The sequence below is a fragment of the Streptomyces sp. NPDC088794 genome (assembly GCF_044750545.1).
In the GTDB taxonomy this organism is placed as follows: domain Bacteria; phylum Actinomycetota; class Actinomycetes; order Streptomycetales; family Streptomycetaceae; genus Streptomyces.
The window spans coordinates 64895-91588 of sequence record NZ_JBIVKB010000015.1 but is presented as its reverse complement, the minus strand read 5'-3'; the positions used below and the strand labels follow the sequence as shown (position 1 = coordinate 91588).

Below are 26694 nucleotides of genomic sequence, written 5' to 3'. Positions count from 1 at the left end.
CTCTCTCCGCTCAGGACGCGAACACGGCCCGCTCCGCCGTACCGACGACCTTCGCCCCGTCACCCGCGCTGAGCAGTCCCTCCGACACCCACGCGTCCACCGTCGACCGCACGCGCGCGACGAGCGCGCCCTTGCTACCGAACGGCGCACCGGCCCAGACCTCGTCCAGCAACGTCGTGCCGTCGGCCTTCACCGGATTGGCCACGCCCGAGTCGGTGTTCCCGAGGACGACCACGGGCTCCGACCGCCTGAAGTAGGCATGGGTCGGGTCCTCCGTCCCCTCGAAGAAGGGGGCGAACTCGATGCCGTCCAGCGTGTAGTGGAGGGACTCGCCGGTCACCGGGGTGAGGGAGGGCAACAGATCACCGGAGAGCCCGGCATTGCGATACAGACCCAACTCCAGGTAGTCCGTGGCCGAGTTGCGGCCCACCAGATTGATCGGCCCGAGGAACAGGGTCTGGAGCGAGGAGTCGTCCAGCGCCTTCTCGAACCGGAGCCGGAACGGCACGGCAACCCGCACGGTGTCTCCGGCCCGCCACCTCCGGGACACGCCGAAGTAGCTCCCCGGCGTCGGACTCCCCGGCACCGCCCGCCCGTTGACCGTGACGCGAAAGCCGGCCGTCGCCCAGGAGGGCACCCGTATCCGCAGCTCGAAGGTGGCGGAGCCGCCCCCGACGGTGAGGGTGGTGCCCTGCTCCCGGGGATAGTCGGTGGTCTGGGTGACCGTGACTCCCTTGTCCGCCCAGGTCAGTCGGGACGGGCTGAACAGGTTGACGTACAGCGCGCTGCCGTCGGACGCGGCGAAGTACACCGAGTCCTGGTACTTGGTGGCGCTCTCCATGCCGGTGCCCTCGCAGCAGGTCGTGCCCTGCTTGGGCGTGTAGTCGCGCACATGCCCCGGCGTCAGCCCGATGAAGTAGGTGACGAGCGGCTTCTCGGCGTCCGCCGTGTCCTGCTTGGAGCCCAACACCTGGTTGTAGAGGGCCCGTTCGTAGTAGTCCAGGTACTTCGGGTCCTGCTCGTGGAAGAACAGCGTCCGGCTGAGCTTCAGCAGGTTGTACGCGCAGCACGTCTCGGCGGTCGTCGCACCGATCGTGCCCGCGATCACGTCCCGCGCCTTCCAGAACTCCCCGGTGCTGGTGCCGCCGATGCCGTACATGCGATGCGGTACGACCATGCCCCAGAAGTTCTTCGCCGCGGTCAGGTAGCGCTCCTCGCCCGTCGCGTCGTACAGGCGGACCAGGCCGGTGAAGATCGGGATGTGCTGGTTGGCGTGCAGTCCGTCGAGCGTGTCGGTGTTCGCGGCGCAGGCGTCGATCAGCCTGTCGAGGTCGAACAGGCGTGCCAGCGCGAGGTGTTGGGCGTTTCCGGTGAGCGCGTGCAGATCGCAGATCGCCTCGACGATGCCCCCGAACTCGCCGCTGGAGAAGATGCCCCACATCCGTTGCAGGGTGGCGGCGGGCAGCACGGACAGGCGCGCGTACATCCAGTCGCCCATGCCGGACGCGAGGTCGAGCGCCCGGTCGTCTCCCGTGGCGGTGTACGCGTCCAGCAGGCCGCGGAGGATCTTGTGCGCGGTGTAGTAGGGCGCCCACACCTTGGTGTAGTCGGAGCCGGTCATCGACTCCAGCAGGATGAACTGGGTCTCCGGGTACGCGGCCAGGAACCCGGGGTGGCTCGGACCGCCCCAGGTCCGGCGCAGGGTGGCGGTCAGGCCACGGCCCGAGGCGTCCGCGAAACTGCCGCCGGTGGTCTCGTCGAAGGCGTACGAGGCCAGGTCCCCGCGGCCCGACGAGGTGTCGGCGGACCGGCTGGCCTGCAACTCGGTGATCTCGGCGGCGGTCAGGGCGCGCGACCAGACGTCGAAACCGCCGAAGGCCCCCGCGAAGACGGGATCGGCGGGGTAGCCGGAGCGGCCGAGCCAGTGGTGGGCCAGGGTCCCGAGGGCGGCCGGGGTGAGGGTCATCGCCGTGTTCCGCGCCACGGCCGTGCCGTTGACGTAGAGCGTCCCGGTGCCGTCCGCGAGGGTCACGGCGAGATGGCTCCACGCGTTCGACGGCAAGGCGGACGTGCCGTTGAGCCCCTGTTCGCCACCGGCTCCACTGGTCGTGACGGCGAAGCGCGGGACGCCGTTCGCGTTGCGCGCGGCGAGGTAGAGGTAGCGGGTGGTGTCGTTGCCGAAGTCGAGGACGCGCGCCCAGTTGTCGTCGTGCGCGGGCTTCACCCATGCGGCGAGGGTGATCGCGGCGGCGCCGCCGAGCACGCCCTGCGGCAGCTCGACGTACTGGTAGGACCCGCGCTCGTTGAGGGCGGCGGACCCGAACCGGCCGGCCACGCTCAGCACGGCCGGATCCGCGCGCAGGGCGGCTCGTACGTCGGTCAGCGCGCCGACCATGGTGGCGATCCGGTCCGCGAACACGGGCTCCCCGGTGCCGGCGTAGGCCTGGGAGAGCATGGTCAGGAAGTGCCCGGTGTAGTGCCCGCGGAGATTCCCGTTCGCCTCGCCGTCGAGCCCCTCCCACCCGCCGGGCGCGACCGCGTCACCGGTGGCCAGCCCGGCGTTGGCGCGGAAGACCTGCAACAGCCGGTTCACGTCGTAGCCGCGGGCGTGGTCGAGCATCAACCGCCGCTTGTCGGCGAAGACACCTGTCCCGAGCGTCACGTCGTCGAGCGGGAACGGACGCACGGTCCAGGCGGCCGGGACGGCGGTGGCCGAGTCGGTGGCGGCGGTCGCGGGGCCGGTCGCCGCGTACGAGAGCGCGGGGGTGGCCGTGCCGAGGGCGGCGGCCTGCAGAAGGGATCGTCTGGAGAGGGGCGGTGCCATGGGTGCTCCTCAACGGGTCCGGTGGCTTCACTCGTTCCGTTCGTTCGATATCGCGAACGGTGTACGAACAGTCGACCAGACGATAGAGATGAGGCAGGTGGGGGTCAACGGGGCGGGAGGGTTCAGTTCCGGTCGGGCAGGACACCTCGCGGACCGACCCGGTGATGACAGAATCGGCGACGTGGACCGGGGGATCCTCGAACGCGAGCCCGAGCTGGCGCGTCTGGCCGCGGCCGCACGGCAGGCGGCGGGCGGTGCCGGTTCCGTGGCGCTCGTCTTCGGCGAGGCGGGGATCGGCAAGTCCAGCCTGGTGAAGGCCATGCCGGACCTGCTGCCGCCCCATGCCCGCGTCCTGGTCGGACAGTGCGACGACCTGGCCACCAGCAGGCCGCTCGGCCCGTTCCGCGACCTCGTCGGCAGCGTCGGCGCCGAACTCGCCCGCGCCGTCACCGACGGCGGCGACCGCCACCGCGTCTACGAGGCGCTGCACGCCGAACTGGCCGGCACCCCCCACCCCGCCGTACTCGTCGTCGAGGACGTGCACTGGGCCGACGAGGCCTCCCTGGACGCCCTGCGCTTCCTCGTCCGGCGCATGGAACGGCTGCCCGCGCTGCTCGTCCTCACCTACCGGGACGACGAGTTGAGCCGCGGCCACCCCCTGCGTCACCTCCTGGGCCAGGTGTCCCGCGCACCCCGCGTGCACCGCCTGCCACTGGCCCGGCTCTCGCTGAGCGCGGTGCGCACGCTCAGCTCGGCCGGCCGGCTCGATCCTGCGCAGGTGTACGAAGTGACCTCGGGCAACCCCTTCTTCGTCGCCGAGGTCGTGGCGGCCGGCGGTACCGGGGGAGTGCCCCCGACGGTCGTCGACGCCGTCCTGGCGCGGTTGCGCGGTCTCGAACCCGCCACCGTGGACGCGCTGGAGCAGCTCGCCGTCGTGCCCTCGGCGGTCGAACGCCCGCTGATTGACGCGCTGTTGACCGACGGAGTGGCCGCGCTGGTGGCGGCCGAACAGCGCGGACTGCTGACGGTCGAGCCGGAACGGGTCGCCTTCCGGCACGAGTTGATCCGGCGGGCGGTCGCCGACTCCCTGCCCGCCGCCCGGCGCATCGACCTCAACCGCAACGCCCTCGCGGCCCTGATCGCCCGGCCCGGCTCGGACGCGGCCCGCATCGTCCATCACGCCGCCCAGGCCGGCGACCAGGACGCCATCGCCCGCTACGGCCCCGACGCGGCCCGAGATGCCGCCGGAGCCGGCGCCCACCGCGAGGCCGCCGCCCAACTCCGGCTCGTCCTGCGCCGACGGCAGCGCTACGGCCCCGCCGAACTCGCCGACCTGCTCGAACGCTACGCCGTGGAGAGCTACACCATCGCCGACTCGGCCGCCGCCGTCGCCGCCCAGCGCGAGGCGGTCGCCCTGCGCCGCTCCCTCGGCGACACCCTCGCCCTCGGCGCCGACCTGCGCTGGCTGTCCCGGATCCACTGGTGGGCCGGCGACGCCGGCGAGGCACAGGAAGCCGCCCGCGAGGCCGTCGCCGTCCTTGAACAGGCGGGCGACGAGCGGCTGTTGGCCCTCGCCGTCAGCAACATCGCCCAACTGCGCATGCTGTCCGACCGCTACCCCGAGGCCGTCGCCCACGCCGAGCGCGCCATCGCCCTGGCCCGCCGGACCGAGGACACCGCGATCCTCTCGCACGCCCTCAACAACGTGGGCATGGCCCGCTGGCGGGGCGGCGACCCCGGCGGGCGCAAGCAGGTGGAGGAGAGCCTCGACGTCGCGCTCGCCGCCGGCGAGGTCGAGCACGCCTGCCGCTCCTACGCCAACCTCATCTGGACGCTGCTGGACAACCTCCAGTACGCGGAGGCCGACCGCCTGCTGCCCCCGGCCATGGAACTCGCCGAACGCGCCGAGCACTTCGGCTTCCTCACCTACCTGCACGTCGAACTCGCCATCCGCCGGCTCGCCGCCGCCGACTGGGAGGAGGCCGAGCGGCACGCCGAGTTCGGGATGCACGACTTCCTCCCCGCCCGCTGTCCCGCGCTGACCGTCCTCGCCCGCATCCGCACCCGCTGCGGCCGCCCCGGCGCCGACGAACTCCTCACCGAGGCCCAGGAGATCGCCGTACGCACCCGTGAACTCCAGCGCGCCGGACCCGTGGCGGCCGCGCTGGCGGAAGCGGCCTGGCTGCGCGGCGACCACGACGCCGTGGCCGAGGCCGCCGCCCCGGTCCACGCCGAGGCCCGCCACCTCACCGGCATCCCCTACGGCGCCGAACTCGCGTACTGGCTCGGCAAATCCGGGCACCCCGTACCGGTGGACGACGACTCGCAGCATCCGTACGCCCTTCAGGCCCGCGGGCGTTGGCGGGAGGCCGCGTCGATCTGGCAGGCGGCCGGCTGCCCCTACGAGCACGCCGCCGCCGTCGCCGAGAGCCCGCACCCCGCCGACAAGCTCACCGCCCTGGCCGAACTCGACGCCCTCGGCGCCGAACCGCTGGCCCGCCTCGTCCGCACCGAGCTCCGCCGCCTCGGCGTCCGCCGCATCCCGCGCGGTCCCCTCGCGGCGACCCGGGGCAACCCGGCGGGTCTCACCGACCGCCAGCTCCAGGTCATGCGGCTGCTCGCCGAGGGCCTGACCAACTCCGAGATCGCCGCCCGCCTGGTCGTGTCCGTCCGCACGGTCGACAACCACGTACGAGCCGTCCTCGACAAGCTGGACGCGCCGACCCGGCGCCACGCGGCCGTCCGTGCCGCGCAGCTCGGCCTCCTGTCCGAGCGCGAGACGTAGGTACCGCGAGGGACGAGGCCGCGGGCGAAACGTAGGTAGCCGAAGGGCCCGAGCTAGGTGACCCGTACGGATGCCCGGGGGTGCGCAACACGAGTAGAACGTGCAGATCGACCCGACACCGAACAAACGGGGGATATCGCATGTCCAGTACACCCGCTCAAGCGGCACGCAGGGAACTGGCCGGGTTCACAGGGGAGTTGATCGGGCCCGAGGACTCCGGCTACGAGCAGGCCCGCGCCGTCTACAACGCGATGATCGACCGCAGGCCCGCCCTGATCGCCCGCTGCGCGGACGCGGACGCCGTCGCCCGTGTGATCGGCTTCGCACGCGCCCAGTCCCTGCCGCTCGCGGTGCGCGGCGGCGGTCACCACGGCGCCGGACTCGGCACCGTCGACGGGGGAGTGGTGGCCGACCTGTCACCGTTGAAGGAGATCCACGTCGACCCCGAGGCCCGCACGGTCCGGGTCGGCGGCGGCTGCGTCTGGGGCGAGGTGGACCGCGCGACCAACGCGCACGGCCTGGCCACCCCCAGCGGCATCGTCTCCACCACCGGGGTCGGCGGCATCGCCACCGGCGGCGGGCTCGGCCACCTCACCCGCAGGTGCGGGCTGACCATCGACAACCTCCTCGCCGCCGACGTGGTCCTCGCCGACGGCCGGCAGGTCCGCGCGAGCGCCGACGAGAACACCGACCTGTTCTGGGCGGTCCGCGGCGGCGGGGGCAACTTCGGCGTCGTCACGTCCTTCGTCTTCCGGCTGCACGAGATCAGCACCGTCATCGCCGGGCCGACCTTCTGGCCGGTCGAGATCAGCGCCGAAGTTCTCACCGCCTACCGGGACTTCCTCCCGAACGCGCCCCGCGAGCTCAACGGCTTCTTCCTGCACGGCACCGTCCCGCCGGCCCCGCCGTTCCCCGAGGAGATCCAACTCCGCAAGACCGCGGGCGTCGTGTGGTGCTACACCGGCGACGACATGGAAGCGGCCGCCCGGGAGATGGCCCCGCTGCTCGACGCGCTCCCGGCACCGCTGCTGCACGCCGTCGGCCCGATGCCCCATCCCGACCTGCAGTCCATGTTCGACGGGCTCTACCCGCCCGGCCACCAGTGGTACTGGCGCGCCGACTTCGTCAACGAGATCCCCGACGAGGCCGTCGACCTGCACGCCAAGTTCGGCGCCGAGGTACCCACGGTCCAGTCGACCATGCACCTCTACCCGATCGACGGCGCCGCCCACGACGTCGGCCCCGACGACACGCCCTGGGCCTACCGCGGCGCGCGCTGGGCCTCCGTCTACGCCGGCGTCGACCCCGACCCGGCCAACGCCGACCTCGTCAAGCGCTGGACCGTCGACTACTTCGACGCCCTGCACCCGTACTCCGCGGGCGGCGCCTACGTGAACATGATGATGGACGAGGGCCAGGAGCGGGTCCGCGCCAGCTACCGCGGCAACTACGACCGACTGGCCCGCATCAAGGCCGACTACGACCCGGAGAACGTCTTCCGCCTCAACCAGAACATCCGCCCGAGCTGACGGACCCCGACCGATCGGCGACGCCTCCCCTCCGGCGCCGCCGGACGGTCGGACAGCCGCGGCCGCCGCGCCGGTCCCGCGCGGCGAACTGCGACCGGCCTCCCCGCAGGAGCAGCCCGCGGCGGCGACCTCCCGTACGTCGGCCCGCACGGCGGCGTACGGGACGACGTCCCCGGTCAGGGAGAGGTCACTTTCCGGCCGCGCGCCCGATCGACTCGACCAGCGGCAGCAGCCGATGCGGCACCCGCTCGCGCAGGGCCACCTCGGTACGGGTGCGGACGACACCCGGCATGCTGATCAGCTTCTGGATCACGTCCTCCAGGTGGGCGTTGTCCCGCGCCACGACCCGGGTCAGCAGATCCCCGCCACCCGTGATCGAGAAGGCCTCGACGATCTCGGGCACCGCGGCCAGCGCGTCCCCCACGTCGTCGAGATGCCCCTGCGTGACCTCGATGTGCACGAACGCGAGCACCGGGTGGCCCAGCGCGGCGGGGGACAGGAAGGGGCCCGTACCGGTGATCACCCCGTCCCGCTCCAGCCGGTCCAGGCGTGCCTGGAGCGTGCCGCGCGCGACGCCGAGCAGACGGGCGTACTCGCGCACGCTGGTGCGCGGCTGCTCCAGGAGCAGCCTCAGGATGCGGGTGTCGAGGTCGTCCACGCTCATGACGTGAGACTGTACCAATGGCCCATCCAAGGGAGACTGAGCCAATGGCCCAGCGGAACGAAGGTCACTTGAGCCACCCGCCTCATTGATGTTGTGATGGTCCCGTCGATGGCGCTGCGGACCTCCGCGGCGCCTTTTCCATGCCGGTGACCAGCCGGCGTCCAGGGGCGGGGTGGCCGTGCTGAAGAGGGTGTTCGTGGCGCCGGACCCGGGGCGCGCACGGTTGCGGTTCGCCGCCCGGGCCGTCCTCGGCATCGGGCTCGCGGTCCTCGTCTGCGGCCTCGCCGGGCACTCGCTCGTCGGCGCCGTCACCGGCGGCCTCGCCGCGCTGCTCGCCCTGTTCACCGTCACGGACGCCACGGTCCGCGCCCAGGCCCTCACCACCGCGCTGCTGCCGGCCGTCGGCCTGCCGGTGCTCGCCGTCGCGGCCGAACTGCACGACCGTCCCGTGGCCCGCGACCTCACCTTCCTCGCCGTCGTCGGCGCGGGCGTGTACGCGCGCCGCTGGGGCCCGCGCGGGCACAGCCTCGGCGTGTTCGCCTTCATGACATTCTTCGTGGCGCAGTTCCTGCACGCCACCACCGACCAACTGCCCCAGCTGTACGCGGCCGTCGTGCTGTCGGTGCTCACCGCGGCGGCGGTGCGCTTCGGCCTCTGGTGCTACGAACGCCGACTGCCCCCGGCCCCCGTACCCGCCCCGCCGTCCGGCACCGGCCTCGCGCGGGTGACGACCCGCCAGGCGGTGCAGGCGGCCACGGGCGCCGGCTTCGCCCTGGTCGTCGGGCAGTTGGTGTCCGGGCAGCGCTGGTACTGGGCCGTCGGCGCCACCTGGTGGATCTTCGTCAATACCGCCTCGCGCGGCGAGACCCTGGTCCGCGGCTTCCGCCGGGTCCTCGGCACGGTGATCGGCATCGGGCTCGGCCTGCTCGTAGCGGTCCCCGTCGGCGGAGCGCCCGTTCCCTCGGCCGCCCTCCTCGCGGTCTGTGTCTTCGGCATCTTCTACACGGCCGCCGTCTCGTACACCTGGATGATGCTCTGGGTGACCCTGCTGGCCGAGCTGCTCTACGGCCTGCTCGGTGTCCTGAACCCCGGCCTGCTGGCCCTCCGGTTCGCGGAGACCGGCGTCGGGGCGCTGGGCGCCGTACTCGCTGTGCTGTTCGTCCTGCCGGTCACCACGCACACCACGACCCACGCCTGGATCCAGCGGGCGCTGCGCTGCGTCCACGCCTGCACCGCCGAGGCCGCGGCCCGCCTGGCCGGCTCCCCGACCGCCGACCCGGCCCCGCGCGTGGCCGAACTGGAGCAACTGGTCGCTCGCGTACGCCTGTCCGTCGCGCCCCTCGTGCACCCGCTCAACCCGATGCTCGGCCGCAAGCGCCGGGCCCGCCGGGTGCTGGCCCTGCTCGACGACTGCGCCCGCGAGATCCGCGGCCTGGTCGCCGTCGCCGCCGACCCGGAGGCCTCCCACGACGCGCGCCTCGCCGCCGCGTGCCGGCGGGTGGAGACCGCGGTCGAGGCGCTCACCGCGGGTGGCACCGAGAAGACCACCGCGCACCACTCCCCGGCGAGTGCCGTGGAACCGGCCCTGGCCCACCTGCACGGCCTGGAGCGGGCCCTGGCGGAACTGGCCGCCCCGCTGCGGACGCCGTCGGGCTCACCGCTGGTCGGCGCCTGAGCCGTACCCGGCAGGCACCTGGGCCCCGTATGAGTCCCCTCGCTCCGACGGGCCCCGACGAGGGCCAGCCAGTGAGAGACGAGGACCGGCCAGTGAGATCGGCCGAACATGGTCTAGACCGCTCATGATCGACTGCTAACGTCGCCCCGACGGCACAGGACCGAGAGGGGACAGCGGTGACAGACGGCGGCGGGCGGCGGCGCAGGGCCTTCATCGGATCGTTCACGGCGGCCGGGGGGCCCGGGATCGTGACGGCGGCCGTGGCCGCGAGGGGCGGTGCGCTGATCGCCCTGAGCAGCGTCGACGGCGTGCCCGACCCGTCGTATCTGGCCCTGGCACCCGGCGGGAACACCCTCTACGCGGTCAGCGAGACGGCGCAGGGCGCGGTCGCCGCGTACCGGGTGAGCGGGCCGCGGCCCGAGCGGGTCGGACCTGCGGTGCCGGTCGGCGGGCAGGAGCCCACCCACCTCAGCGTCTTCGCCGGCCACGTCCTGACCGCCAACTACGGCTCGGGCAGCGTCACCGCCGTCCCCGTGCGCGCCGACGGCACCCTCGCACCGGCCCCCTCCGGCGTCCTGCGGCACACCGGCTCCGGTCCGCACACGCGCCGCCAACAGGGGCCGCACGCCCACCAGGTGCAGCCCGACCCGAGCGGGCGCTGGGCGGTCAGCGTCGACCTCGGCACGGACTCGCTACGGGTGTGCGCGCTGCGCGACGGCGCCCTCGAACTGCACCGCGAGATCGCCCTGCGCCCCGGCTCCGGACCCCGCCACCTGGCCTTCCACCCGGGCGGCGGCTACGCGTACGTCCTCAACGAACTCACCCCGACCGTCACCGTGTGCCGCTGGGACGCCGAGAACGGCTCCCTGAAGCCGCTCACCGAGGCCCAGGTGCTCCCCGGGGCCCCGGCCGGCGACGCCTATCCCTCCGGGATCGTCGCCGCACCCGACGGCCGCTTCGTCTGGACCGCCACCCGCGGCGAGGACGTCCTGTCCACCTTCGCCGTCGAGGGCGCGGAACTCCGGCTGATCGGCACGGTCCCCTGCGGCGGCCACTGGCCCCGCGCGCTCGCCGAGTCGGAGGGATTCCTGTACGTCGCCAACGAGCGCTCCGGCGATGTGTCCTGGTACGCCGTCGACCCGGCCACGGGCCTGCCGCGCCACGAGGGCTCGCTCCGGGTGCCGGCCGCGTCCTGCGTGATCTTCGACTGACACCGGCAGGCGAACCGCCCCCGGCATGCCGAGGGCCCGTCCCGGTGTTCGGGAGCGGGCCCTTCGGCGTTCCTGCGGCCGTGCCCGCGCGTCAGCGGACCGGCGCGCCCTGCGGCTGCGGCGGGACGATGCCCAGGGCCGACGTGTACTTGGACAGAGCGAGCTTGCCGATCGCCGGGTACGGACCGAGCGCCTCGGCGGCGGAGCAGCCCGCCTCCTTGGCCGCGGCCTCGATCAGACCCGGGTCGATCTCCGGCCCTATCAGGTACGGCGCGAGCGCCAGCTGCTGCGAACCCGAGGAGCGCAGCTGCTCGGCGATGGCCGCGATCGAGCCCTCCTGGTCCAGGGCCGCCGCCATCACCGGCACGGCCAGGCGCGCGGCGAGCAGCATGCCGGTGATCCCGGCCGCCTGCACGGCCTCGTCGCCGCCCACGGAGGCCAGGACGATGCCGTCCGCCGCGGTCGCCACGGTGAACAGCCGGGCGCGGTCGGCGCGGGCCAGACCGGCCTCCGACAGCCGCACGTGCAGCGCCTCGGCGAGCAGCGGGTGCGGGCCCAGCACATCGGTGAGGTCGGCCGCGACGCGGCTGTCCATCACGGCCTGGCGGACCTGGCGCAGCAGCGCGCTGTCCGGTCCTGCCAGCAGCGGTACGACGACGCCGACGGGGCCGTCGGGCTCCTTGACGTCCAGTCCGGCGGCCTTGGCCTGCTCGAACCGGGCGGAGCGCTCTTCGGCGGCGTGCACGAGCACGGCCTGCAGGGTGGGGAACTCCGCGTCGTCACCGTCCAGGTAACCGATGCGGGCGTCCAGGCCGGGCAGCTCGGAGCGCGCGATGCTCACGACCTCCTCGGCGAGGCTGCGCGTGCCGGCGCTGGGCGTGCCCGGCACGGCGAGCACGAGCGCGGGCGCGCCCTCGGGAGCAGCCAGCGGCTCGGGACGGCGGTGCCGCCCGGCCTGGCGAGGTCGCGGCATTCGTACTGGCAGGCCGGACGCGGGCCCAGTGGGGGAGCTCATGGCGTCGCATGTTACTGGCTTCCTGGGCTCCCCTGTTCGGGGAGGGTGCAGGTGAGCGGTATCCGTCCGGTTTTGTCTGATGAGTTACGTACGAATCGGAAGTGATCGGCCGCTGTCGATCACTCGCCCGGGGTGGTGACCACGGACAACATCGCCGCGTCACCCGGCAGGGTGAGCGTCCCCGCCGCCAGGTCGGCAGCGATCCGCACCGCCCCCGTCAGGGGGTCGCCGGCGGCCGTCACGCGCAGCGCGGACGGCAGCGCGCTCGCCAACTCCTCGGCCAGCGGTACGAGGAGCGGCTCGCCCATCCTGAACAGGCCCCCGGTGAAGGCGATCCGGGGCTCGCCCCCGGTCGGGCACACCGCGGCCGCGGACTCGACCATGTGCCGGGCCGCCGAACGCAGAATGCCCATGGCCACGGGGTCGTGCTGCTCGGCGCGGGCGGCGACCTCGGGCACGAAGGAGGCGAGGACGGCGGGCCGGTCCGAGCGGGGGTAGACCCGGCCCGGCAGCCCTGAAGCGGGGCCGAACAGCTTCTCGGCCCTTGCCAGCAGCCCCTCCGATCCACCGGGCCGTCCGTCGTAGGCGCGCAGTGCCGCCTCGAGACCGGCCCGCCCGATCCAGGCACCGCTGCCGCAGTCGCCCAGCAGATGCCCCCAGCCGTCCGCGCGACTCCAGCTGTTCAGATCGGTGCCGACGGCGATCAGACCCGTGCCGGCGGCGACCACGGCACCGGGGTGCGCGCCGAGTGCTCCCGTGTACGCGGTGACCGCGTCGGCGGCGAGCGCGACCGTCCGGACCCCGAACTCCCGCCACAGGGCGACCGGAAGCTCGGCGCGCAAGGCGTCGCCCAGGGTGGCGAGCCCGGCGGCACCGACGGCAGCCGTACACAGCTCGGTCACTCCGCTCTCGGCGAGCAACACCCGCACCATGGGCGCCAGTTGCTCCATCAGATGCCCGGGGTCGATCCCCCGTGCCCCCGTGCGCACAGGCTCCGGCGACTCGCGCCGGGCCAGGACCGTCCCGTCGCCGGTCGCGACCACGACCCGCAGGCCCGAGCCTCCGGAGTCGACGGCGAGGACACCGGCCCGGCCCGCTCCGGGACCCGGTCCGCCGCTCGCCCCGCCGGTCACGGCAGGCGCCAGTCCACCGGCTGTCCGCCCTGCCCGATCAGCAGGTCGTTGGCCCGGCTGAAGGGACGGGACCCGAAGAAGCCGCGGTCGGCCGACATGGGGGACGGGTGCGCGGACTCCACCGACGGCAGATTGCCGAGCAAGGGGCGCAGATTGCGCGCGTCACGCCCCCACAGGATGGACACCAGCGGCTTGCCGCGCGCCGCCAGGGCCCGTATCGCCTGCTCGGTGACCGCCTCCCAGCCCTTGTCACGGTGCGCGCCCGGCTTGCGCGGGGCCGTGGTGAGCGCCCTGTTGAGCAGCAGTACGCCCTGGCTGCTCCACGGCGTCAGATCGCCGTTGGCGGGCTGGGGCAGGCCCAGGTCGGTGTTCAGCTCCCGGTAGATGTTGATGAGGCTGCCGGGCAGCGGACGCACCTCGGGCGCCACCGAGAACGACAGCCCCACCGCATGCCCCGGTGTCGGGTACGGATCCTGTCCGACGATCAGGACCCTTACGTCGTCGAAGGGCTGCTGGAAGGCCCGCAGGACGTTCGGTCCGGCCGGTAGATAGGTGCGCCCGGCGGCGATCTCCGCGCGCAGGAAGTCCCCCATCTCGGCGATCTTTCCGGCGACGGGTTCGAGGGCCTGCGCCCAGCCCGCTTCGACGATTTCATGCAACGGTCGTGGTGCCACGGGCGTCACCCTACTGCCGTAACGACCGTGGAGATCAACCGATGGCCAACGCCCGGTGCCCGACCGGCAGTTCCCCTCGCCTGATTGACCCCCGGCTGACTGACCCCCGCCTGATTCACCCCCGTCTGGTTCATCCGACCACCGCGGCCCGCACGCACAGCACGTCCGGCAGATGGGAGGCCAACTGCCGCCAGCTGTCGCCGTCGTCGGACGAGGCGAACACCTCGCCGTTGCGATTGCCGAAGTACACGCCCGCCGGGTCGGCGTCGTCGGTGCACAGCGCGTCGCGCAGCACGGTGCCGTAGTGGTCCTCCTGGGGCAGCCCCGCCGTCAGGGGCTCCCAGCTCTTGCCGGCGTCGGCCGTGCGGAAGACCCGGCACCGGCGGTCGGCGGGCACCCGGTCCGCGTCGGCGGTGATCGGGAACACGTACGCCGTGTCGCCGCGGTGCGGGTGGGCGGCCGCCGCGAAGCCGAACGTGGAGGGCAGGCCCGCGCCGATGTCCTTCCACTGCGCGCCGGCGTCGTCGCTGCGGTAGACACCCCAGTGGTTCTGCAGATACAGCCGGTCCGGGTCGGCCGCGTCCTTGGCGATCTTGTGCACGCACTGCCCGAACTCCGGGTTCGGATCCGGCAGGAACACCGCCGCGACACCGGAGTTGGAGGGCGCCCAGCTCGCGCCGCCGTCGGCGGTGCGGAACACGCCGGCCGTCGAGACGGCGACCGTCACGGCCTGCGGATCGCGCTCGTCCGTGAGCACGGTGTGCAGACCCTCACCGCCGCCGCCGGGCACCCACTTGGAGCGGGTGGGGTGCTCCCACAGCGGCCGGACCAACTCGAACGTCTCCCCACGGTCCTCCGAGCGGTACAGCGCGGCCGGTTCCGTACCCGCGTACACCACGTCCGCCTCAGCGGCCGCCGGGTGCAACTGCCACACCCGCTCCAGGGAAGCGCCCGTGTCCTTGGGGAACTTCACGGCGGGCTGCGCCGGTTCGGTCCACGTGCGGCCCAGGTCGTCGGAGTGGAACACCGACGGGCCCCAGTGGGAGCTGTCCCCGCCGGCCAGCAGGCGCGGCCGGTCGCCGCGGGTGTCGACGGCGACCGAGTACACGGCCTGCGCGTTGAAGTACGGGCTCTCGTCGAACTCCCATGCGCCACCGCGCCGCCGCCCGATGAACAGACCTTTGCGCGTGCCCACGGCGAGTAGTACCTCGGTCATGCCGATCACCTCCGCGACGTCTTTGTCCCAGACACCTGCCAGTCTGCACCCCACCACTGACAGTCACCCCCGGACGTGTCATCACCACAGGTCAGAGGGGTCACGGCGGCTTGACGCGGCACCGCGGCCGATCCTTTTCGGCCAGTCGCGCGGGCGATTTCACGCAGACGCCTGCGCGAGCGGGACCTCTCGTGCGACCGTCGCCTGGGGGACTCGACCTGAGCATCCAGCGGCCTTCGCGCGTATGGGAGGACGGTCTGGATGGTCGTGCGCTCATGAGGAGGATGCCTTCGATGGCGTTCCGTGGTCCGAAGGTGTGGCTCTGGCGCTGGCGGCGCAATCCGCTCAAGCGCCGCGCCGACGCGGTGGAGGCCTGGGTGGTGCTCGGCACCTTCCTGTTCACCGTTCTCGCGGGGGTGCTGGCGGGCCTCGCGGCAACCCATTCCGTCGAGCAGGGTCTGGCGCGTGAGCGCGTCGAGTGGCATGCCGTCGAGGGACACCTCACCGAGAAGGCGCCCGGTACGGCAGCCGCGCGCTCCGGCGCGGCGAGCGGCGACAGAGTGTGGGGCAAGGTGCGCTGGACCGCCCCCGACGGCTCCCGGCACACCGGTCAGGTCAGGGTCCGCCCGGGCAGCACCGCCGGCACCGAGGTCACCGTGTGGACGGATCCGCAGGGCCGCCTGGTCACCAAGCCCGCCACCGCCGCCGAGGCCCAACTGAGAGCCTCGCTCATCGGCGTCCTGGTAGGGGCGGGCGCCGCCCTGGTCCCGTTCGTCGGCGGCCGCATGCTCTGTGGCCGTCTGGAGCGCCGCCGCATGGCCCAGTGGGACGCCGAATGGGCCGGCTTCGACCCCCTGTGGGGGCGCAAGACCAGGGCCGACGGGGACACCTGACCGCTACGCGTCCCGCAGCACTCCCCGGCAGATCCGCAACAACCGTTCGTCCTGGTACACCTCGCTGCCGTATCTGGCGGTCGGGTCCTGATGGCGACGTGTCTCCGCCAACTCCGTGCGCAGCAGGTCATGGAAGGGCGTGCCCGCCGGGCCCAGGTCGGCGACGCACGCGGCGATTGCGCAGCGCGTGTCGGGGTTCCGGGCCCAGGCCGCCCGGAGCAGCGGGACGGCCACGTCCGGGTCGCCGCTGATCCGCCACACGGCGCACGCGCCGTCCAGCCGCTCCCAGAAGTCGTCGGACCTGGTCATGGGGTACAGCTCGGGCAACGCGGCGTGAGCCGCCGGGCCCAGCAGCCCCAGCGCCCCGGCCGCCGCCCGTGGCCGGAACCCGCGACCGTCCGCCAACTCCCGCCTCAGCACGGGCAGTACGGCGGACGCGTCACCCTCCACCAGCCACAGGGCCTCCGCCGCGGCGATCGCGGACTCCGTGTCCAACAGCCTCCGCAGCGCGGGTATCGCCTCCCGCGCGGCCGGCCCGAACGCCCCGAGCGTCTCCACCGCGGTCTTCACCACCACGTCGCGGACCGGCAGTTCGTCGGGCATGCCCAGCAGCAGGCGCAGCACCTCGGGCACGCACCGCGTGTCGCGCAGCGCCGTGAGCGCGTGCAGCAGCGGCGCCCCCTGCTCGTAGGCCCGGCGCGAGTCGAGTGGCACGGCGCCGAGCCTGCGCCGCAGTTCGGGGGCGAGGGGAGCGGCGGCGGGGCCCAGATGGACGATCAGGTTCCCCAGCTCGTCCGGCACGACGGGCGCGTCCAGCATCTCCGCCAGGACGGACACGGCCCGCGGATCCCCGGTCCTGGCCAGGGACTTGACCGCCTCGCCCACGGTCGGCGCCCCGTGCTGCCACTGCCGTACCCGCAGCTCGGGGCGGGAGGTCACCAGCGCGAGGAGGTGGTCGGCGGCCGGGGCGGCCAGCGCGAAGAGATCACCGAGGACGGACTCCGCGGCCTCCCGCAACCGGTCGTCCGGAGTGGTCAGTTGGGCGCCGATGAGCGTCACGAGCTTCCGGTAGTCGGCACGCCAACCCCGCAGCAGCCCCGACGACATCCACACCGCGTTGCACCGGTCGGTCGTGGACGGACTGCTCAACTGGCCTGCCAGCAGGGCGATCCGGTCGGCCACCCGCCCGTCGAGCGCGGTGTGCAGGGTGCGCAGCAACTGCGCACCCTCCTCGTCCAAGGGCCGCAGCTTCCGCAGCTTGCCGATGAGGGTGTCGGTGTCGGGCCGGTCGGGCTCCTCCGACCGGCACGGCGGCCGCTCGGACCGGTCCCGCAGCAGTCGTACGACGGTGGGCACCAGGTCGGCCGGGAGCCGGTCGGGCGCACAGCCGGCGAGCTGTCCCAGCGCGGCCAGCCGCAGTCCCGGGCCGAACGGCGGCGCGCTCTGGACGGCCAGGAGGTCCACCGCGTCGGCCGCGTGCCCGGGGTGCCGGCGGGCGAGGACGCCCAGGCTCTCGGCGAGCGCGAGCAGCACCCGGTCGTCGCGCTCCACGGTGATCCGCTCGCGCAACAGGCCCAGTACGCGCGCCGGTTCGTCGTGGAACCGCGCGAGCGCGACCGCCGACGTCCGCCGGACCCCGGCGTCCCGATCCGCCGTCAGCCGGGCGAAGACCTCGGCGCCCGCGCGGACCGCGGTGCACGCCATCGCGTAGGCGTCGTCGGCGATCTCCTCCCGGGGCTCGCCCTCCTGCCCGATGCTGACGAGCAACTCCACGATGCCGGACCGCTCCCGCACCGCCTCGTTCGCCACGAGTTCGAGGAGAAACGGAATGCAGGCCAGCGTCGAGTCGTACACGTCACCCTGGTGGTGCACCCCGCCGTACATCGCGTCGAGCGCGGTCTCCCGCTCGGCGGGGTCGGCGGAGGCCAGCCCCCTCAGCAGTCCGGGCACGTCCTCGGCGCTGCCGTAGGCATGCCGCATCGAGGCCCAGTCGACCTCGTCGATCCCGCTGAACACGTAGTCCTCCCCCGAAGATGTGCCTCCTCTTCGTGAGTCTGCACCACCGCACTGACAACGAAGCGGAATCGGGAGATGACTCTGCGCCAACTGCGCTCAGGCAGCCGGAAATTACTCAGTCCGCGGGCCGCGCGCGGTCCAGGATCGCGCCCAGATCGGCGGTGTCGGGCAGGGTGCCGAAGGAGTGCCCCCAGTCGCCGCCCAGCCGGGTCGCGCAGAAGGCGTCGGCGACCGCGGGCGGGGCGTGCCGGACCAGGAGGGAGGCCTGGAGGGTGAGGGCCATGTGCTCCACCAGTCGGCGTGCGCCGGTCTCGGAACCGTTCACCAGCAGGTTCTCGAGGCGCGTCACGGCGGCGTCCAGCCGGGCGTCCGCGCCCTGGGCCAGGGCGAGTTCGTCGAAGAACGCCTGGGCCGTGCCGGGCTCGCGCCGGAGCGCCCGCAGCACGTCCAGCGCGTTGACGTTGCCCGAGCCCTCCCATATCGACAGCAGCGGAGCCTCGCGGTAGTGGCGGGGCATGCCCGACTCCTCCACGTAGCCGTTGCCGCCGAGGCACTCCAGGGCCTCCGCGGTGAAGGCCGGACCGCGCTTGGTGACCCAGTACTTGCCGACGGCGGTCGCGATCCGACGGAAGGCCGCCTCGCCCGCGTCCCCGCGCACCGCACGGTCGGCGGCCCCGGACAGCCGCAGGGTGAGCGTCGTGGCCGCCTCGGACTCCAGCGCGAGATCGGCCAGCACGTTGCGCATCAGCGGCTGGTCGAGCAGCCGCGCCCCGAACGCGCTGCGGTGGCGCGCGTGGTGCCCCGCCTCCACGAGCGTCTTGCGCATCAGGGTCGCGGACATCATCACGCAGTCGAGACGGGTGCAGTTGACCATCTCGATGATCGTCTTGACCCCGCGTCCCTCGGGTCCGACCAGCCAGGCGACGGTCCCGTCGAACTCCGGCTCGGAGGAGGCGTTGGAGCGGTTGCCCAGCTTGTCCTTGAGGCGCTGGATACGGAAGGTGTTGCGGCTGCCGTCGGGCAGGATCCGCGGCACCAGGAAGCACGAAAGACCCTCCGGCGCCTGCGCCAGGACCAGGAAGACGTCGCACATCGGCGCCGACGTGAACCACTTGTGCCCGCGCAGGGTGTACACGCCGGGCTCGGCCGTCGGCGTCGCCGCGGTCGTGTTCGTACGGACGTCGGAGCCGCCCTGCTTCTCCGTCATCCCCATGCCGGCCAGCAGCCCCGACTTCTGTGTCGGCACCCGCAGTTCGGGCTCGTACTCGCGGCCGGTCAGCAGGGGTTCGTAGACCTTGGCGAGCTCCGGCTGGGCGCGCAGGGCGGGGACGGCCGCGTACGTCATCGACGTAGGGCAGCCGTGTCCGGCGTCGGTGTGCCCCCACACCAACCCGCCCGCGCTGCGGGCCACATGGGCCCCGGGCCGCGCGTCCGCCCACGGTGCGCCGGCCAGGCCCTCGGCGATCGAGGCGCGCATCAGGTGGTGCCAGCTCGGGTGGAAGTCGACCTCGTCGATCCGGTTGCCGTACCGGTCGTGTGTGCGCAGCACCGGCTCGTGGGTGTTGGCCTGCTCGGCCCACTCCTGGGCCTCGGCGCTGCCGGCCCGCAGACCGAGCCGCCGGATGCCCTCCTCGGCCCAACCGGCGCCTTCCCGGCGCAGCCCTTCCAGCAGGGCGGTGTCCTCGGAGGCGTCGTAGGGCGCCAGGAGCGGGGGCTGGTTGGTGACGTCGTGCGTGGCGTTCAGCGGCTGCCATGTGGGTGCGGGTGTCGAGACCATACGGCCATGTTGCACCTTTTCTACGGTCGTAGCAATGATGCAACAAGAAGCCGCACGTAAGGTACGTGACCATGCGCATGAACGTCGACGAGCGGTCCGGCGAGGCCGGCCTGCGGCCCCTGTCCGCGCGGTCGGTCGTGCTGAGCCTGCTGCTGGGCACGCATCCGCCGCAGCTCGCGGTGAAGGACCTGGTCCGCGCGGTGGAGCCGTTCGGCGTCGGCGGCTCCACGCTCAGGGCCGCCCTCAGCCGCATGGTGGCCGCCGGCGACCTGCGCCGCACCGACGCCGTCTACCGGCTCAGCGACCGACTCCTCGCCCGCCAGCGCCGCCAGGACGAGGCCGTGCACCCCCGCACGCGCGCGTGGGACGGCGACTGGGAGATGCTGGTGATCACCGCGACGGGCCGCGAGCCGGCCGAACGCGCCGAACTGCGCGCCCGGTTGACCGCCCTGCGCCTCGCGGAACTGCGCGAGGGAGTATGGCTGCGCCCCGCCAACCTGAACCGCACCCTGCCGGCCGACCTGGAGTCCGTGGCCCAGTCCTACACGGCCCGCCCCGACCGCCCGGCGCCCGAACTGGCCGCATCTCTCTGGCCTTTGGACGCCTGGTCCGCCACCGCCCGCTTCCTGCTGACCCACCTTGCCGAGGCCGACCGCCCGGCCGACCGTTTCACGACCTTCGCCGCGGTCGTACGCCACCTGCTCGCCGACCCGGTCCTGCCCCCCGAACTCCTCCCCGCCGACTGGCCGGGGGAGCCCCTGCGCACCGCTTACGCGGAGTACCAACGCGAGATCACCGGGTCCCTCGGGACCGTCGGTTTCGACGGACCCGCTGGACCCGGTGATTGACCACCCGGCCTACTTGTAGGTGATGTCGCTGGTCGCGTACTTGCAGTACGTCGAGTCGGGGCCGGTGCCGTTCGTGGTCGGCTCGGCGCCGGTGTTGTTCCCGATGTACTTCTGGCAGGGGATGATCTTCTTGCTGGAGTCCCCGACGATGGTGATCTTCTTCAGGGTCGCGCTGTCGCCGTAGTTGGTGTTGATGCCGACGAGCCTGCTGCCCTTGTAGGTCGCCTCGATGGTGTTGAGGTTGATCGTGCGCTTGTACTGCGTCTTGCAGTTGCCGCACGAGCGGACGAACGTACCGAAGGTCTGTGCCGCGAAGTTGGAGACGTTCAGGGTCCCCGCGCCGTTGAACTGGAACACCTTGTCGCTGGCCTCCTTCGCGCCACCGCCGGAGACGGTGTACACGTTGGACGACGAGGAGCCCAGGAAGGTCGCCGCGTCCTCGCCGACGTCCTCCCACCACACGTTCTGGAGCGTGCAACTGCCCAGGCAGTGGATGCCGTCGGCGGCAGGCGCGCCGATGATGACGTTCTTGAGGGTGGCGCCGGCCGCGAGTTCCAGGATCGGCCCCTGGTCCTCGTCCTGGCCGCCGCTGCCGAGGTCGCCGCTGCCGTACAGGCGCAGCATCCCGTAGTCCTTGGTGCCGGACACGGAGATGGTCTTGGTCACCGCCTGACTGCCGCTCGCGGTGGGCCAGGTGGCGGCACTGGCGGGCGAAAATGTGCTGGATGCCATGAGCATGCCAACCGTGAGTCCGAAGGTCGCCACCGCGCCGGTGAGTGCGCGTGGCCGTATGGAAGAAGTCATGTCCCGATTCCTTCTCCGAGGTGGGGGAGTGGTCAGAGCTTTCCGGTGCCCGCGCCCGCGGTCACCGAGGCGACGACGGTCGAGGCGGGCTCGACGGTGTAGCCGTACGGCGGACTGGTGAAGGTGCCGACCTGCGAGACCTCGGTGGCGGCCCCGCCGAGGTCGTTCCCGGTGAGGTTGGCGTAGCCGTCGACGTCGCTGTCCCGGTTGGTGGTCACGGCGACCTCGGTGTCCCGGAACACGTTGTTCTGGACGAGCATCTGGGCGCCCATGCGCGAGTGCACGGCGGTCGAGGCGCCGACGACGTAGTTGTCGTAGAAATGCCCGGTGCCGAAACGCAGGCCGGGGATACGGGAGTTGACCCGGTCGAACCAGTTGTGGTGGTACGTCACCCGTAGATGCCCGGTGTCCTCGCTCGCGTTGTTGTCGCTGTGGCCCACGAGCGAACCCTTGTAGTGGTTCTTGAAGGTGTTCCAGGAGACGGTGACGTAGTCGGAGCCGTGATTGATGTCGAGCAGGCCGTCGTAGTAGTCCTTGCCGTGGTCGAGGTCGGACGAGAAGGCGTTGTGGTCGAGCCACACCTTCGTGGAGGCCTGCACGGTGATGCCGTCGGCGGGCGCGACCGGCTTGCTGATGTTCAGGTTGCGGACGACGACGTTGGTCACCTTCTTCAGCCGCAGCCCGCCACCGGTGAACCCGGACGCCGAACCGACGCCCAGCACCGTGGTGTTGGACCCGATGTCGACCTGACCGCTCAGCGAGATCAGGCCGTTCACCCTGACCACTTTCGAAGTGCTGCCGGCGACCGCCGACTTGAAGGCGTCCAGCGTCGACACCGTGACCGCCGTGGCACTGCCGCCACCGGTGGTCCCGGCACCGAACCCGACCGGCGAGGACTCGGCCGCGGCGGCCGGCTGAGGGGCGGCGAGGGCGGCGGACACGGCGAGGGCGGCCACGGCCGCCGTCGCCAGCGCGGATCTTTGCGGATGTGCACGTGGGGGGCGAGTACGCATGCGGGTGCGTCCCTTCGGGAGATGTGCCGAGTTCGTGTACGTGATCGATGTACGTCAATCTGAACGACATGCACGGGCATCGCGACCGATTGGCGGCGACTCGGCCTCGGTCGGTCACACTGCTGAACGGAACGTAGAGGGCAAGCGCTTTCTAGTCAACGCTTTGCGCAGCAGGTGTTCCGTCTGTGCTGGTGGATGGCAAGGGCTGTCTGAAACGGCCCTCGGCGCTGTCGTGGGAGCGCTTCCATGACGGACGTGTCCATGCCACCATGCCGAACGAACGCCTGTCTTCCGCGAGAGGAGCATGGACGTGCCCCCACCCACCCGCACCGCTACGAGGAGACCGCCGCGGCCGGTCCTCCTGGCACTCTTCGCCGCGCTCGTGCCGTTACTGGCGGCCGCACTCCTCGGCGCGGCCGCGCCACGGACCGCCGCCCGCACCCAGTCCCCGGCCGCCGTCCCCACCGCGACGCTCACCGAGGTCACGGACTTCGGCAGCAACCCCAGCAACCTGCAGATGTACGTGTACGTCCCGGGCAGCGTCACCGCGCACCCCGCGGTCCTGGTGGCCGTGCACTACTGCACGGGATCCGGCCCGGCGATGTACTCGGGCACCGAATTCGCCTCGCTGGCCGACCAGTTCGGGTTCGTCGTGGTCTATCCGTCGGTCACGCGAGCCAGTAAGTGCTTCGACGTCTCCTCGCCGCAGGCACTGCACCGGGACGGCGGCAGCGACCCGGTCGGCATCAAGTCGATGGTCGACTGGGTCACCCGGACCTACGCGGCCGACCCGACGAGGATCTTCGCGACGGGCATCTCCTCGGGCGCGATGATGACGAACGTCCTGCTCGGCGACTACCCGGACGTGTTCGCGGCCGGCGCCGCCTTCTCCGGGGTCCCGTTCGGCTGCTTCGCCACCACCGACGGTTCCGAGTGGAACAGTGCCTGCTCGGGCGGCACCGTGCTCCACACCCCGCAGGAGTGGGGCGACCTGGCCCGCGGCGCGTACCCCGGCTACGCCGGCCCGCGCCCCCGTATGCAGCTCTGGCACGGCACAGCGGACGACGTCCTGCGCTACCCCAACTTCGGGGAGGAGATCAAACAGTGGACGAACGTGCTCGGCGTCGGCCAGACCCCGGCCGCCACCGACACCCCCGCCACCGGCTGGACCCGCACCCGCTACGGCGGCACGGGTGACCGCGCTCCCGTCGAGGCGATCAGTCTCCAGGGCACCGGCCACAACCTCTACGCCTACGGCATGGCCGCCCGCGTCCTGACCTTCTTCGGCCTGGACGCCGACGGCCCGGCACCCCAACCCCCGCCGGGCGCCTGCAAGGTGACGGCCACCACCAACGCCTGGACCACCGGCCTGACGGCCTCCGTCACGATCACGAACACCGGCACGACACCGATCAACGGCTGGCACCTCGCCTTCACCCTGCCGACCGGCCAGACCATCACCAACGGCTGGAACGCCACGTACGCCCCGGCCTCCGGCTCGGTGACCGCGACGAATGCCTCGTACAACGCCACCATCGCGCCGAACGCGAGCGTGACGCTGGGGTATCAGGCGACGCACACCGGGAACAGTGCGCCGCCGGGCGCCTTCGCGCTCAATGGGACGGCCTGCACCGCAGGGTGACCCTGCGGCCGGTCAGACGGACCGGTGGTACTGATCCGGCACGTGCACCTCGCCGCCCAACTCTCGTGCCGCGTTCCGTGCCCAGGACGGTGAGCGCAGCAACTCGCGGCCGAGGAGCACCGCGTCGGCGTCGCCGTTCGCCAGGATCTTCTCGGCCTGTCCGGGCTCGGTGATGAGGCCGACCGCCGCGACCGGCATCGGGGTCTCGGAGCGGACGCGGGCCGCGAAGGGGACCTGATAGCCCGGCCCCGTCGGGATACGGGCCCCGGACGCGTTGCCGCCGGTGGAGACGTCGAGGAGGTCGACTCCGTGGGCGTGCAGGTCTGTGGCGAGGCGGACGGTGTCGTCGGGCGTCCAGCCGTCCGCCTCCAGCCAGTCGGTCGCCGAGACGCGGAAGAACAGCGGCTTGTCGTCCGGCCAGACCTCCCGTACGGCGTCCACGACTTCGAGGGCGAAGCGGGTGCGGTTCTCGTAGGAGCCGCCGTAGGCGTCGGTGCGGTGGTTGGAGTGCGGGGAGAGGAAGGAGTTGATCAGGTAGCCGTGGGCGCCGTGGATCTCGGCGATCTCGAAGTCGGCGGAGAGGGCGCGGCGGGCCGCGTCCGCGAACTGGCGGACGACGTCCTGGATTTGATCGACCGTCAGTTCCGTCGGCACCGGGTGGCCGTCGGCGAACGCGAGCGCGCTCGGGCCCAGTGGCTGCCAGCCGTGCGCCTCCGGCCCGACCGGCGCACCGCCCTTCCAGGGGCGCTCGGTCGAGGCCTTCCGGCCGCTGTGGGCGAGCTGGATGCCGGGGACCGTGCCCTGGGAGACGAGGAAGCGCGTGATCCGGCGGAACGCCTCGACCTGGGTGTCGTTCCAGATGCCCAGGTCGTACGGCGAGATCCGGCCCTCGGGCGACACCGCGGTGGCCTCGACGATGATCAGGCCCGTGCCGCCGGTCGCGCGGGCGGCGTAGTGCGCGAAGTGCCAGTCGGTGGGAGCGCCCGCCTCCGGGCCGTCCGGCGCCGCCGAGTACTGGCACATCGGGGGCATCCAGACCCGGTTCGGGATGGTGACATCGCGCAGGGTGAAGGGCTGGAAGAGGGAGCTCATGGTGAGCTGCTCCGTTCTCGCGGGACCGAGGGACGGTTCGTACGATAGACATCGTAGTACGGGAAGTGTCAAACTACGAGACCTCTCGTACAATGGCTGTCGTGAGTACCGCTACCCCCGCCGCCGGCAGTCGGGATCTGCCGCACCCCGTGCGCGACGACATCCGGCTCGAAGGCGTGCTGCACGCGTTCTCCGACCCGATGCGGCTGAGCATCGTGCGGGAGCTCGCCGCCGACGGCGACGAGCTCTCCTGTTCGCACTTCGACCTGCCCGTCACCAAGTCCACGACCACGCACCACTTCCGGGTGCTGCGCGAGGCTGGGGTGATCCGGCAGGTCTACCGGGGCACGGCCAAGATGAACGGCCTGCGCCGGGACGACCTAGACGACCTCTTCCCGGGACTTCTCGACGCCCTCCTCGCGGCCGCCGCCAGCCAGTCCCTCAGGCTCGGGGGCGACTGAACCACCCTTCGAGGGAAGGTGGTTGAAGAGCAGGTTCAGGACGATCGCCGTCACGCAGCCCGCGCTGATGCCGCTGTTCATCACCGTCTGGAACCAGTCGGGGAACTTCGCGTAGACCGTCGGCACCCCGACCGGCAGCACGCCCACGGCCACCGAGACCGCGACCACCGTGAGGTTGTGGTTGTCCTTGAAGTCGACCTGCGCCAGGGTCCGTACACCGCTCGCGGCGACCGTCCCGAACATGACCAGACCCGCGCCGCCCAGCACGGGTGCCGGTATCGCCGCGACCACCGCGCCCAGCTTGGGCAGCAGGCCGAGCAGGACCAGGATGGCGCCGGCGGTGGCCACCACCCAACGGCTGCGCACCCGGGTCATGCCGACGAGCCCGACGTTCTGCGCGTACGCCGTGTACGGGAAGGTGTTGAAGACGCCGCCGAGGACGGTCGACAGGCCGTCGGCGCGCAGACCGTCCGACAGCGAGCGCGGCTCGACCTTGCGCCCGGTCATCTCGCCGACCGCGATCAGGTCGCCGGTCGTCTCGGTCATCGTGACCAGTGCCACCACCAGCATCGAGATGATCGCCGACGCCTCGAACGTGGGTGCCCCGAAGTGGAACGGCGTGCTGATGCCCAGCCAGTCCGCGTCACCGACCCCGCCGAAGTCGGTGAAGTCGAAGGGGATCGCCACCGCGAGGCCCACGGCGATGCCGATCAGCACCGCGATCCGGCTCAGGAAGGCAGGCGCGAACCGCTGTACGCCGAGCACCACCGCCAGCACGAATCCGGCCAGGGCAAGGTTCTTCGGCTCCCCGAAGTCCGGTGAACCGGCCCCGCCCGCAGCCCAGTTGCCCGCGACCGGCAGCAGCGAGACACCGATGATCAGGATCACTGTGCCCGTGACCAGCGGCGGGAAGAAGCGCAGCAGCCTGCCGAAGACCGGCGCGAGCAGCACGATCGCGAGCCCCGCGACGATCACCGAACCGTAGATCGCGGGCAGTCCGCCGCCCGTCGTCCCGATCAGCACCATCGGCGACACCGCCGCGAACGTACAGCCCTGCATGATCGGCAGCCGCACGCCGAACCGCCAGAACCCCACGCACTGGATGAGCGTCGCGATGCCGCACACCAGCAGATCGGCGGTGATCAGATACGCCAGGTCCGCGGGCGACAGTTTCATCGCACCGCCCACGATCAGTGGCACGGCCACCGCTCCCGCGTACATCGCGAGCACATGCTGTAGACCGAAGGCGGCGAGCTGCCGCACAGGTGGGACCTCGTCGACGGGATGGACGGGGGAAGTCGTCATGGGTACTCCAGAGCGCCGGCAGGGGATTGCATCCCAACAGCACGAGACCGTAAGGGCCTTGAACAGTTTGTTGATGTCCGGGTCGTTGCCGATGTGTGTCTGCCCACCCGGCGCCGT

General features: G+C 72.3%; 20 protein-coding genes. 8 read left to right on the top strand and 12 right to left on the bottom strand.

The genetic code is table 11. The features are described from left to right. Nucleotides 1-10: 10 nt before the first annotated feature. The gene (locus ACIP6U_RS35035) at nt 11-2824 is read right to left on the bottom strand and encodes a beta-L-arabinofuranosidase domain-containing protein (RefSeq protein WP_401726315.1); all 2814 of its coding nucleotides are present in this window, start codon (nt 2822-2824) and stop codon (nt 11-13) included. Nucleotides 2825-3005: 181 nt separating this feature from the next. Between ACIP6U_RS35035 and ACIP6U_RS35030 the strand changes: the two genes are divergently transcribed. Together ACIP6U_RS35030 and ACIP6U_RS35025 are read left to right on the top strand one after the other, a co-directional pair. Then, a complete protein-coding gene (locus ACIP6U_RS35030) occupies nt 3006-5609 on the top strand; it encodes an ATP-binding protein (protein WP_401726314.1) in 2604 nt (867 codons plus the stop codon). Nucleotides 5610-5749: 140 nt separating this feature from the next. Further along, complete coding sequence (locus ACIP6U_RS35025) at nt 5750-7138, top strand: FAD-binding oxidoreductase (protein ID WP_401726312.1); 1389 nt, start codon at nt 5750-5752, stop codon at nt 7136-7138. Between the two features lie 187 nt (nt 7139-7325). Here the strand turns inward: ACIP6U_RS35025 and ACIP6U_RS35020 are convergent, their stop codons facing one another. Further along, nucleotides 7326-7802, bottom strand: a complete 477-nt coding sequence (locus ACIP6U_RS35020; RefSeq protein WP_401726310.1) for an Lrp/AsnC family transcriptional regulator — start codon at nt 7800-7802, stop codon at nt 7326-7328. A 178-nt stretch (nt 7803-7980) separates the two neighbouring features. Here ACIP6U_RS35020 and ACIP6U_RS35015 point away from each other — a divergent pair, with 178 nt between their 5' ends. After that, nucleotides 7981-9477, top strand: a complete 1497-nt coding sequence (locus ACIP6U_RS35015) for an FUSC family protein (protein ID WP_401726308.1) — start codon at nt 7981-7983, stop codon at nt 9475-9477. Between the two features lie 176 nt (nt 9478-9653). After that, nucleotides 9654-10688 carry a lactonase family protein gene (locus tag ACIP6U_RS35010; RefSeq protein WP_401726306.1) on the top strand — a complete coding sequence of 345 codons (1035 nt, stop codon included), beginning with the start codon at nt 9654-9656 and terminating at the stop codon, nt 10686-10688. Nucleotides 10689-10779: 91 nt separating this feature from the next. Here the strand turns inward: ACIP6U_RS35010 and ACIP6U_RS35005 are convergent, their stop codons facing one another. The 4 genes from ACIP6U_RS35005 to ACIP6U_RS34990 all read right to left on the bottom strand — a co-directional run bounded on the left by ACIP6U_RS35005 (nt 10780) and on the right by ACIP6U_RS34990 (nt 14726). Beyond that, nucleotides 10780-11703: a sirohydrochlorin chelatase gene (locus ACIP6U_RS35005; RefSeq protein ID WP_401726304.1), complete on the bottom strand. Its 924-nt coding sequence runs from the start codon at nt 11701-11703 to the stop codon at nt 10780-10782. A gap of 119 nt (nt 11704-11822) precedes the next feature. Beyond that, nucleotides 11823-12836: an N-acetylglucosamine kinase gene (locus tag ACIP6U_RS35000; RefSeq protein ID WP_401726302.1), complete on the bottom strand. Its 1014-nt coding sequence runs from the start codon at nt 12834-12836 to the stop codon at nt 11823-11825. Further along, a complete protein-coding gene (locus ACIP6U_RS34995) occupies nt 12833-13510 on the bottom strand; it encodes a uracil-DNA glycosylase (RefSeq protein WP_401726300.1) in 678 nt (225 codons plus the stop codon). Before ACIP6U_RS34995 ends, ACIP6U_RS35000 begins: the two co-directional genes overlap by 4 nt. A gap of 130 nt (nt 13511-13640) precedes the next feature. Continuing rightward, nucleotides 13641-14726 carry a WD40/YVTN/BNR-like repeat-containing protein gene (locus ACIP6U_RS34990; RefSeq protein ID WP_401726299.1) on the bottom strand — a complete coding sequence of 362 codons (1086 nt, stop codon included), beginning with the start codon at nt 14724-14726 and terminating at the stop codon, nt 13641-13643. Between the two features lie 293 nt (nt 14727-15019). Here ACIP6U_RS34990 and ACIP6U_RS34985 point away from each other — a divergent pair, with 293 nt between their 5' ends. Continuing rightward, on the top strand, nt 15020-15619 hold the full coding sequence (locus ACIP6U_RS34985) for a hypothetical protein (RefSeq protein WP_401726297.1): 600 nt from the start codon (nt 15020-15022) through the stop codon (nt 15617-15619). A gap of 3 nt (nt 15620-15622) precedes the next feature. On the opposite strand, the gene ACIP6U_RS34980 is transcribed toward ACIP6U_RS34985, so the two are convergent. Then, a complete protein-coding gene (locus ACIP6U_RS34980; RefSeq protein ID WP_401726296.1) occupies nt 15623-17635 on the bottom strand; it encodes a HEAT repeat domain-containing protein in 2013 nt (670 codons plus the stop codon). Between the two features lie 115 nt (nt 17636-17750). Beyond that, on the bottom strand, nt 17751-19412 hold the full coding sequence (locus ACIP6U_RS34975) for an acyl-CoA dehydrogenase family protein (RefSeq protein WP_401726294.1): 1662 nt from the start codon (nt 19410-19412) through the stop codon (nt 17751-17753). 71 nt (nt 19413-19483) lie between these two features. On the opposite strand from ACIP6U_RS34975, the gene ACIP6U_RS34970 reads away from it, so the two are divergent. Next, complete coding sequence (locus ACIP6U_RS34970; RefSeq protein ID WP_401726292.1) at nt 19484-20260, top strand: PaaX family transcriptional regulator C-terminal domain-containing protein; 777 nt, start codon at nt 19484-19486, stop codon at nt 20258-20260. 9 nt (nt 20261-20269) lie between these two features. Here ACIP6U_RS34970 and ACIP6U_RS34965 read toward each other — a convergent pair whose 3' ends face one another. Both ACIP6U_RS34965 and ACIP6U_RS34960 read right to left on the bottom strand, forming a co-directional pair. Further along, nucleotides 20270-21064 carry a pectate lyase gene (locus tag ACIP6U_RS34965; protein WP_401726291.1) on the bottom strand — a complete coding sequence of 265 codons (795 nt, stop codon included), beginning with the start codon at nt 21062-21064 and terminating at the stop codon, nt 20270-20272. Between the two features lie 32 nt (nt 21065-21096). Beyond that, entirely contained in the window at nt 21097-22077 is a 981-nt protein-coding gene (locus ACIP6U_RS34960; RefSeq protein ID WP_401726289.1) for a polysaccharide lyase family 1 protein, read from the bottom strand. 304 nt (nt 22078-22381) lie between these two features. Here ACIP6U_RS34960 and ACIP6U_RS34955 point away from each other — a divergent pair, with 304 nt between their 5' ends. Continuing rightward, nucleotides 22382-23719: a PHB depolymerase family esterase gene (locus tag ACIP6U_RS34955; RefSeq protein ID WP_401726287.1), complete on the top strand. Its 1338-nt coding sequence runs from the start codon at nt 22382-22384 to the stop codon at nt 23717-23719. 12 nt (nt 23720-23731) lie between these two features. Here ACIP6U_RS34955 and ACIP6U_RS34950 read toward each other — a convergent pair whose 3' ends face one another. After that, nucleotides 23732-24811, bottom strand: coding sequence for an NADH:flavin oxidoreductase/NADH oxidase (locus tag ACIP6U_RS34950; RefSeq protein WP_401726285.1), 1080 nt, complete (start codon nt 24809-24811; stop codon nt 23732-23734). 92 nt (nt 24812-24903) lie between these two features. Here ACIP6U_RS34950 and ACIP6U_RS34945 point away from each other — a divergent pair, with 92 nt between their 5' ends. Then, nucleotides 24904-25272: an ArsR/SmtB family transcription factor gene (locus ACIP6U_RS34945; RefSeq protein ID WP_401726283.1), complete on the top strand. Its 369-nt coding sequence runs from the start codon at nt 24904-24906 to the stop codon at nt 25270-25272. Here the strand turns inward: ACIP6U_RS34945 and ACIP6U_RS34940 are convergent. After that, nucleotides 25192-26577 (bottom strand): nucleobase:cation symporter-2 family protein, encoded by a 1386-nt coding sequence (locus ACIP6U_RS34940; RefSeq protein WP_401726281.1) that lies wholly within the window; start codon nt 26575-26577, stop codon nt 25192-25194. The two genes, ACIP6U_RS34945 and ACIP6U_RS34940, sit on opposite strands and share 81 nt — an antisense overlap. Between the last annotated feature and the right edge of the window lie 117 nt (nt 26578-26694).

Excerpts from the sequence above, each read along its gene's own strand:
- ACIP6U_RS35035 (WP_401726315.1), bottom strand. The coding sequence starts at position 2,824 with ATGGCACCGCCCCTCTCCAGACGATCCCTTCTGCAGGCCGCCGCCCTC.
- ACIP6U_RS35025 (WP_401726312.1), top strand. The coding sequence starts at position 5,750 with ATGTCCAGTACACCCGCTCAAGCGGCACGCAGGGAACTGGCCGGGTTC.
- ACIP6U_RS35020 (WP_401726310.1), bottom strand. The coding sequence starts at position 7,802 with ATGAGCGTGGACGACCTCGACACCCGCATCCTGAGGCTGCTCCTGGAG.
- ACIP6U_RS35005 (WP_401726304.1), bottom strand. The coding sequence starts at position 11,703 with ATGAGCTCCCCCACTGGGCCCGCGTCCGGCCTGCCAGTACGAATGCCG.
- ACIP6U_RS34990 (WP_401726299.1), bottom strand. The coding sequence starts at position 14,726 with ATGACCGAGGTACTACTCGCCGTGGGCACGCGCAAAGGTCTGTTCATC.
- ACIP6U_RS34985 (WP_401726297.1), top strand. The coding sequence starts at position 15,020 with ATGGCGTTCCGTGGTCCGAAGGTGTGGCTCTGGCGCTGGCGGCGCAAT.
- ACIP6U_RS34975 (WP_401726294.1), bottom strand. The coding sequence starts at position 19,412 with ATGGTCTCGACACCCGCACCCACATGGCAGCCGCTGAACGCCACGCAC.
- ACIP6U_RS34970 (WP_401726292.1), top strand. The coding sequence starts at position 19,484 with ATGCGCATGAACGTCGACGAGCGGTCCGGCGAGGCCGGCCTGCGGCCC.
- ACIP6U_RS34965 (WP_401726291.1), bottom strand. The coding sequence starts at position 21,064 with ATGACTTCTTCCATACGGCCACGCGCACTCACCGGCGCGGTGGCGACC.
- ACIP6U_RS34960 (WP_401726289.1), bottom strand. The coding sequence starts at position 22,077 with ATGCGTACTCGCCCCCCACGTGCACATCCGCAAAGATCCGCGCTGGCG.
- ACIP6U_RS34955 (WP_401726287.1), top strand. The coding sequence starts at position 22,382 with ATGGACGTGCCCCCACCCACCCGCACCGCTACGAGGAGACCGCCGCGG.
- ACIP6U_RS34950 (WP_401726285.1), bottom strand. The coding sequence starts at position 24,811 with ATGAGCTCCCTCTTCCAGCCCTTCACCCTGCGCGATGTCACCATCCCG.
- ACIP6U_RS34945 (WP_401726283.1), top strand. The coding sequence starts at position 24,904 with ATGGCTGTCGTGAGTACCGCTACCCCCGCCGCCGGCAGTCGGGATCTG.
- ACIP6U_RS34940 (WP_401726281.1), bottom strand. The coding sequence starts at position 26,577 with ATGACGACTTCCCCCGTCCATCCCGTCGACGAGGTCCCACCTGTGCGG.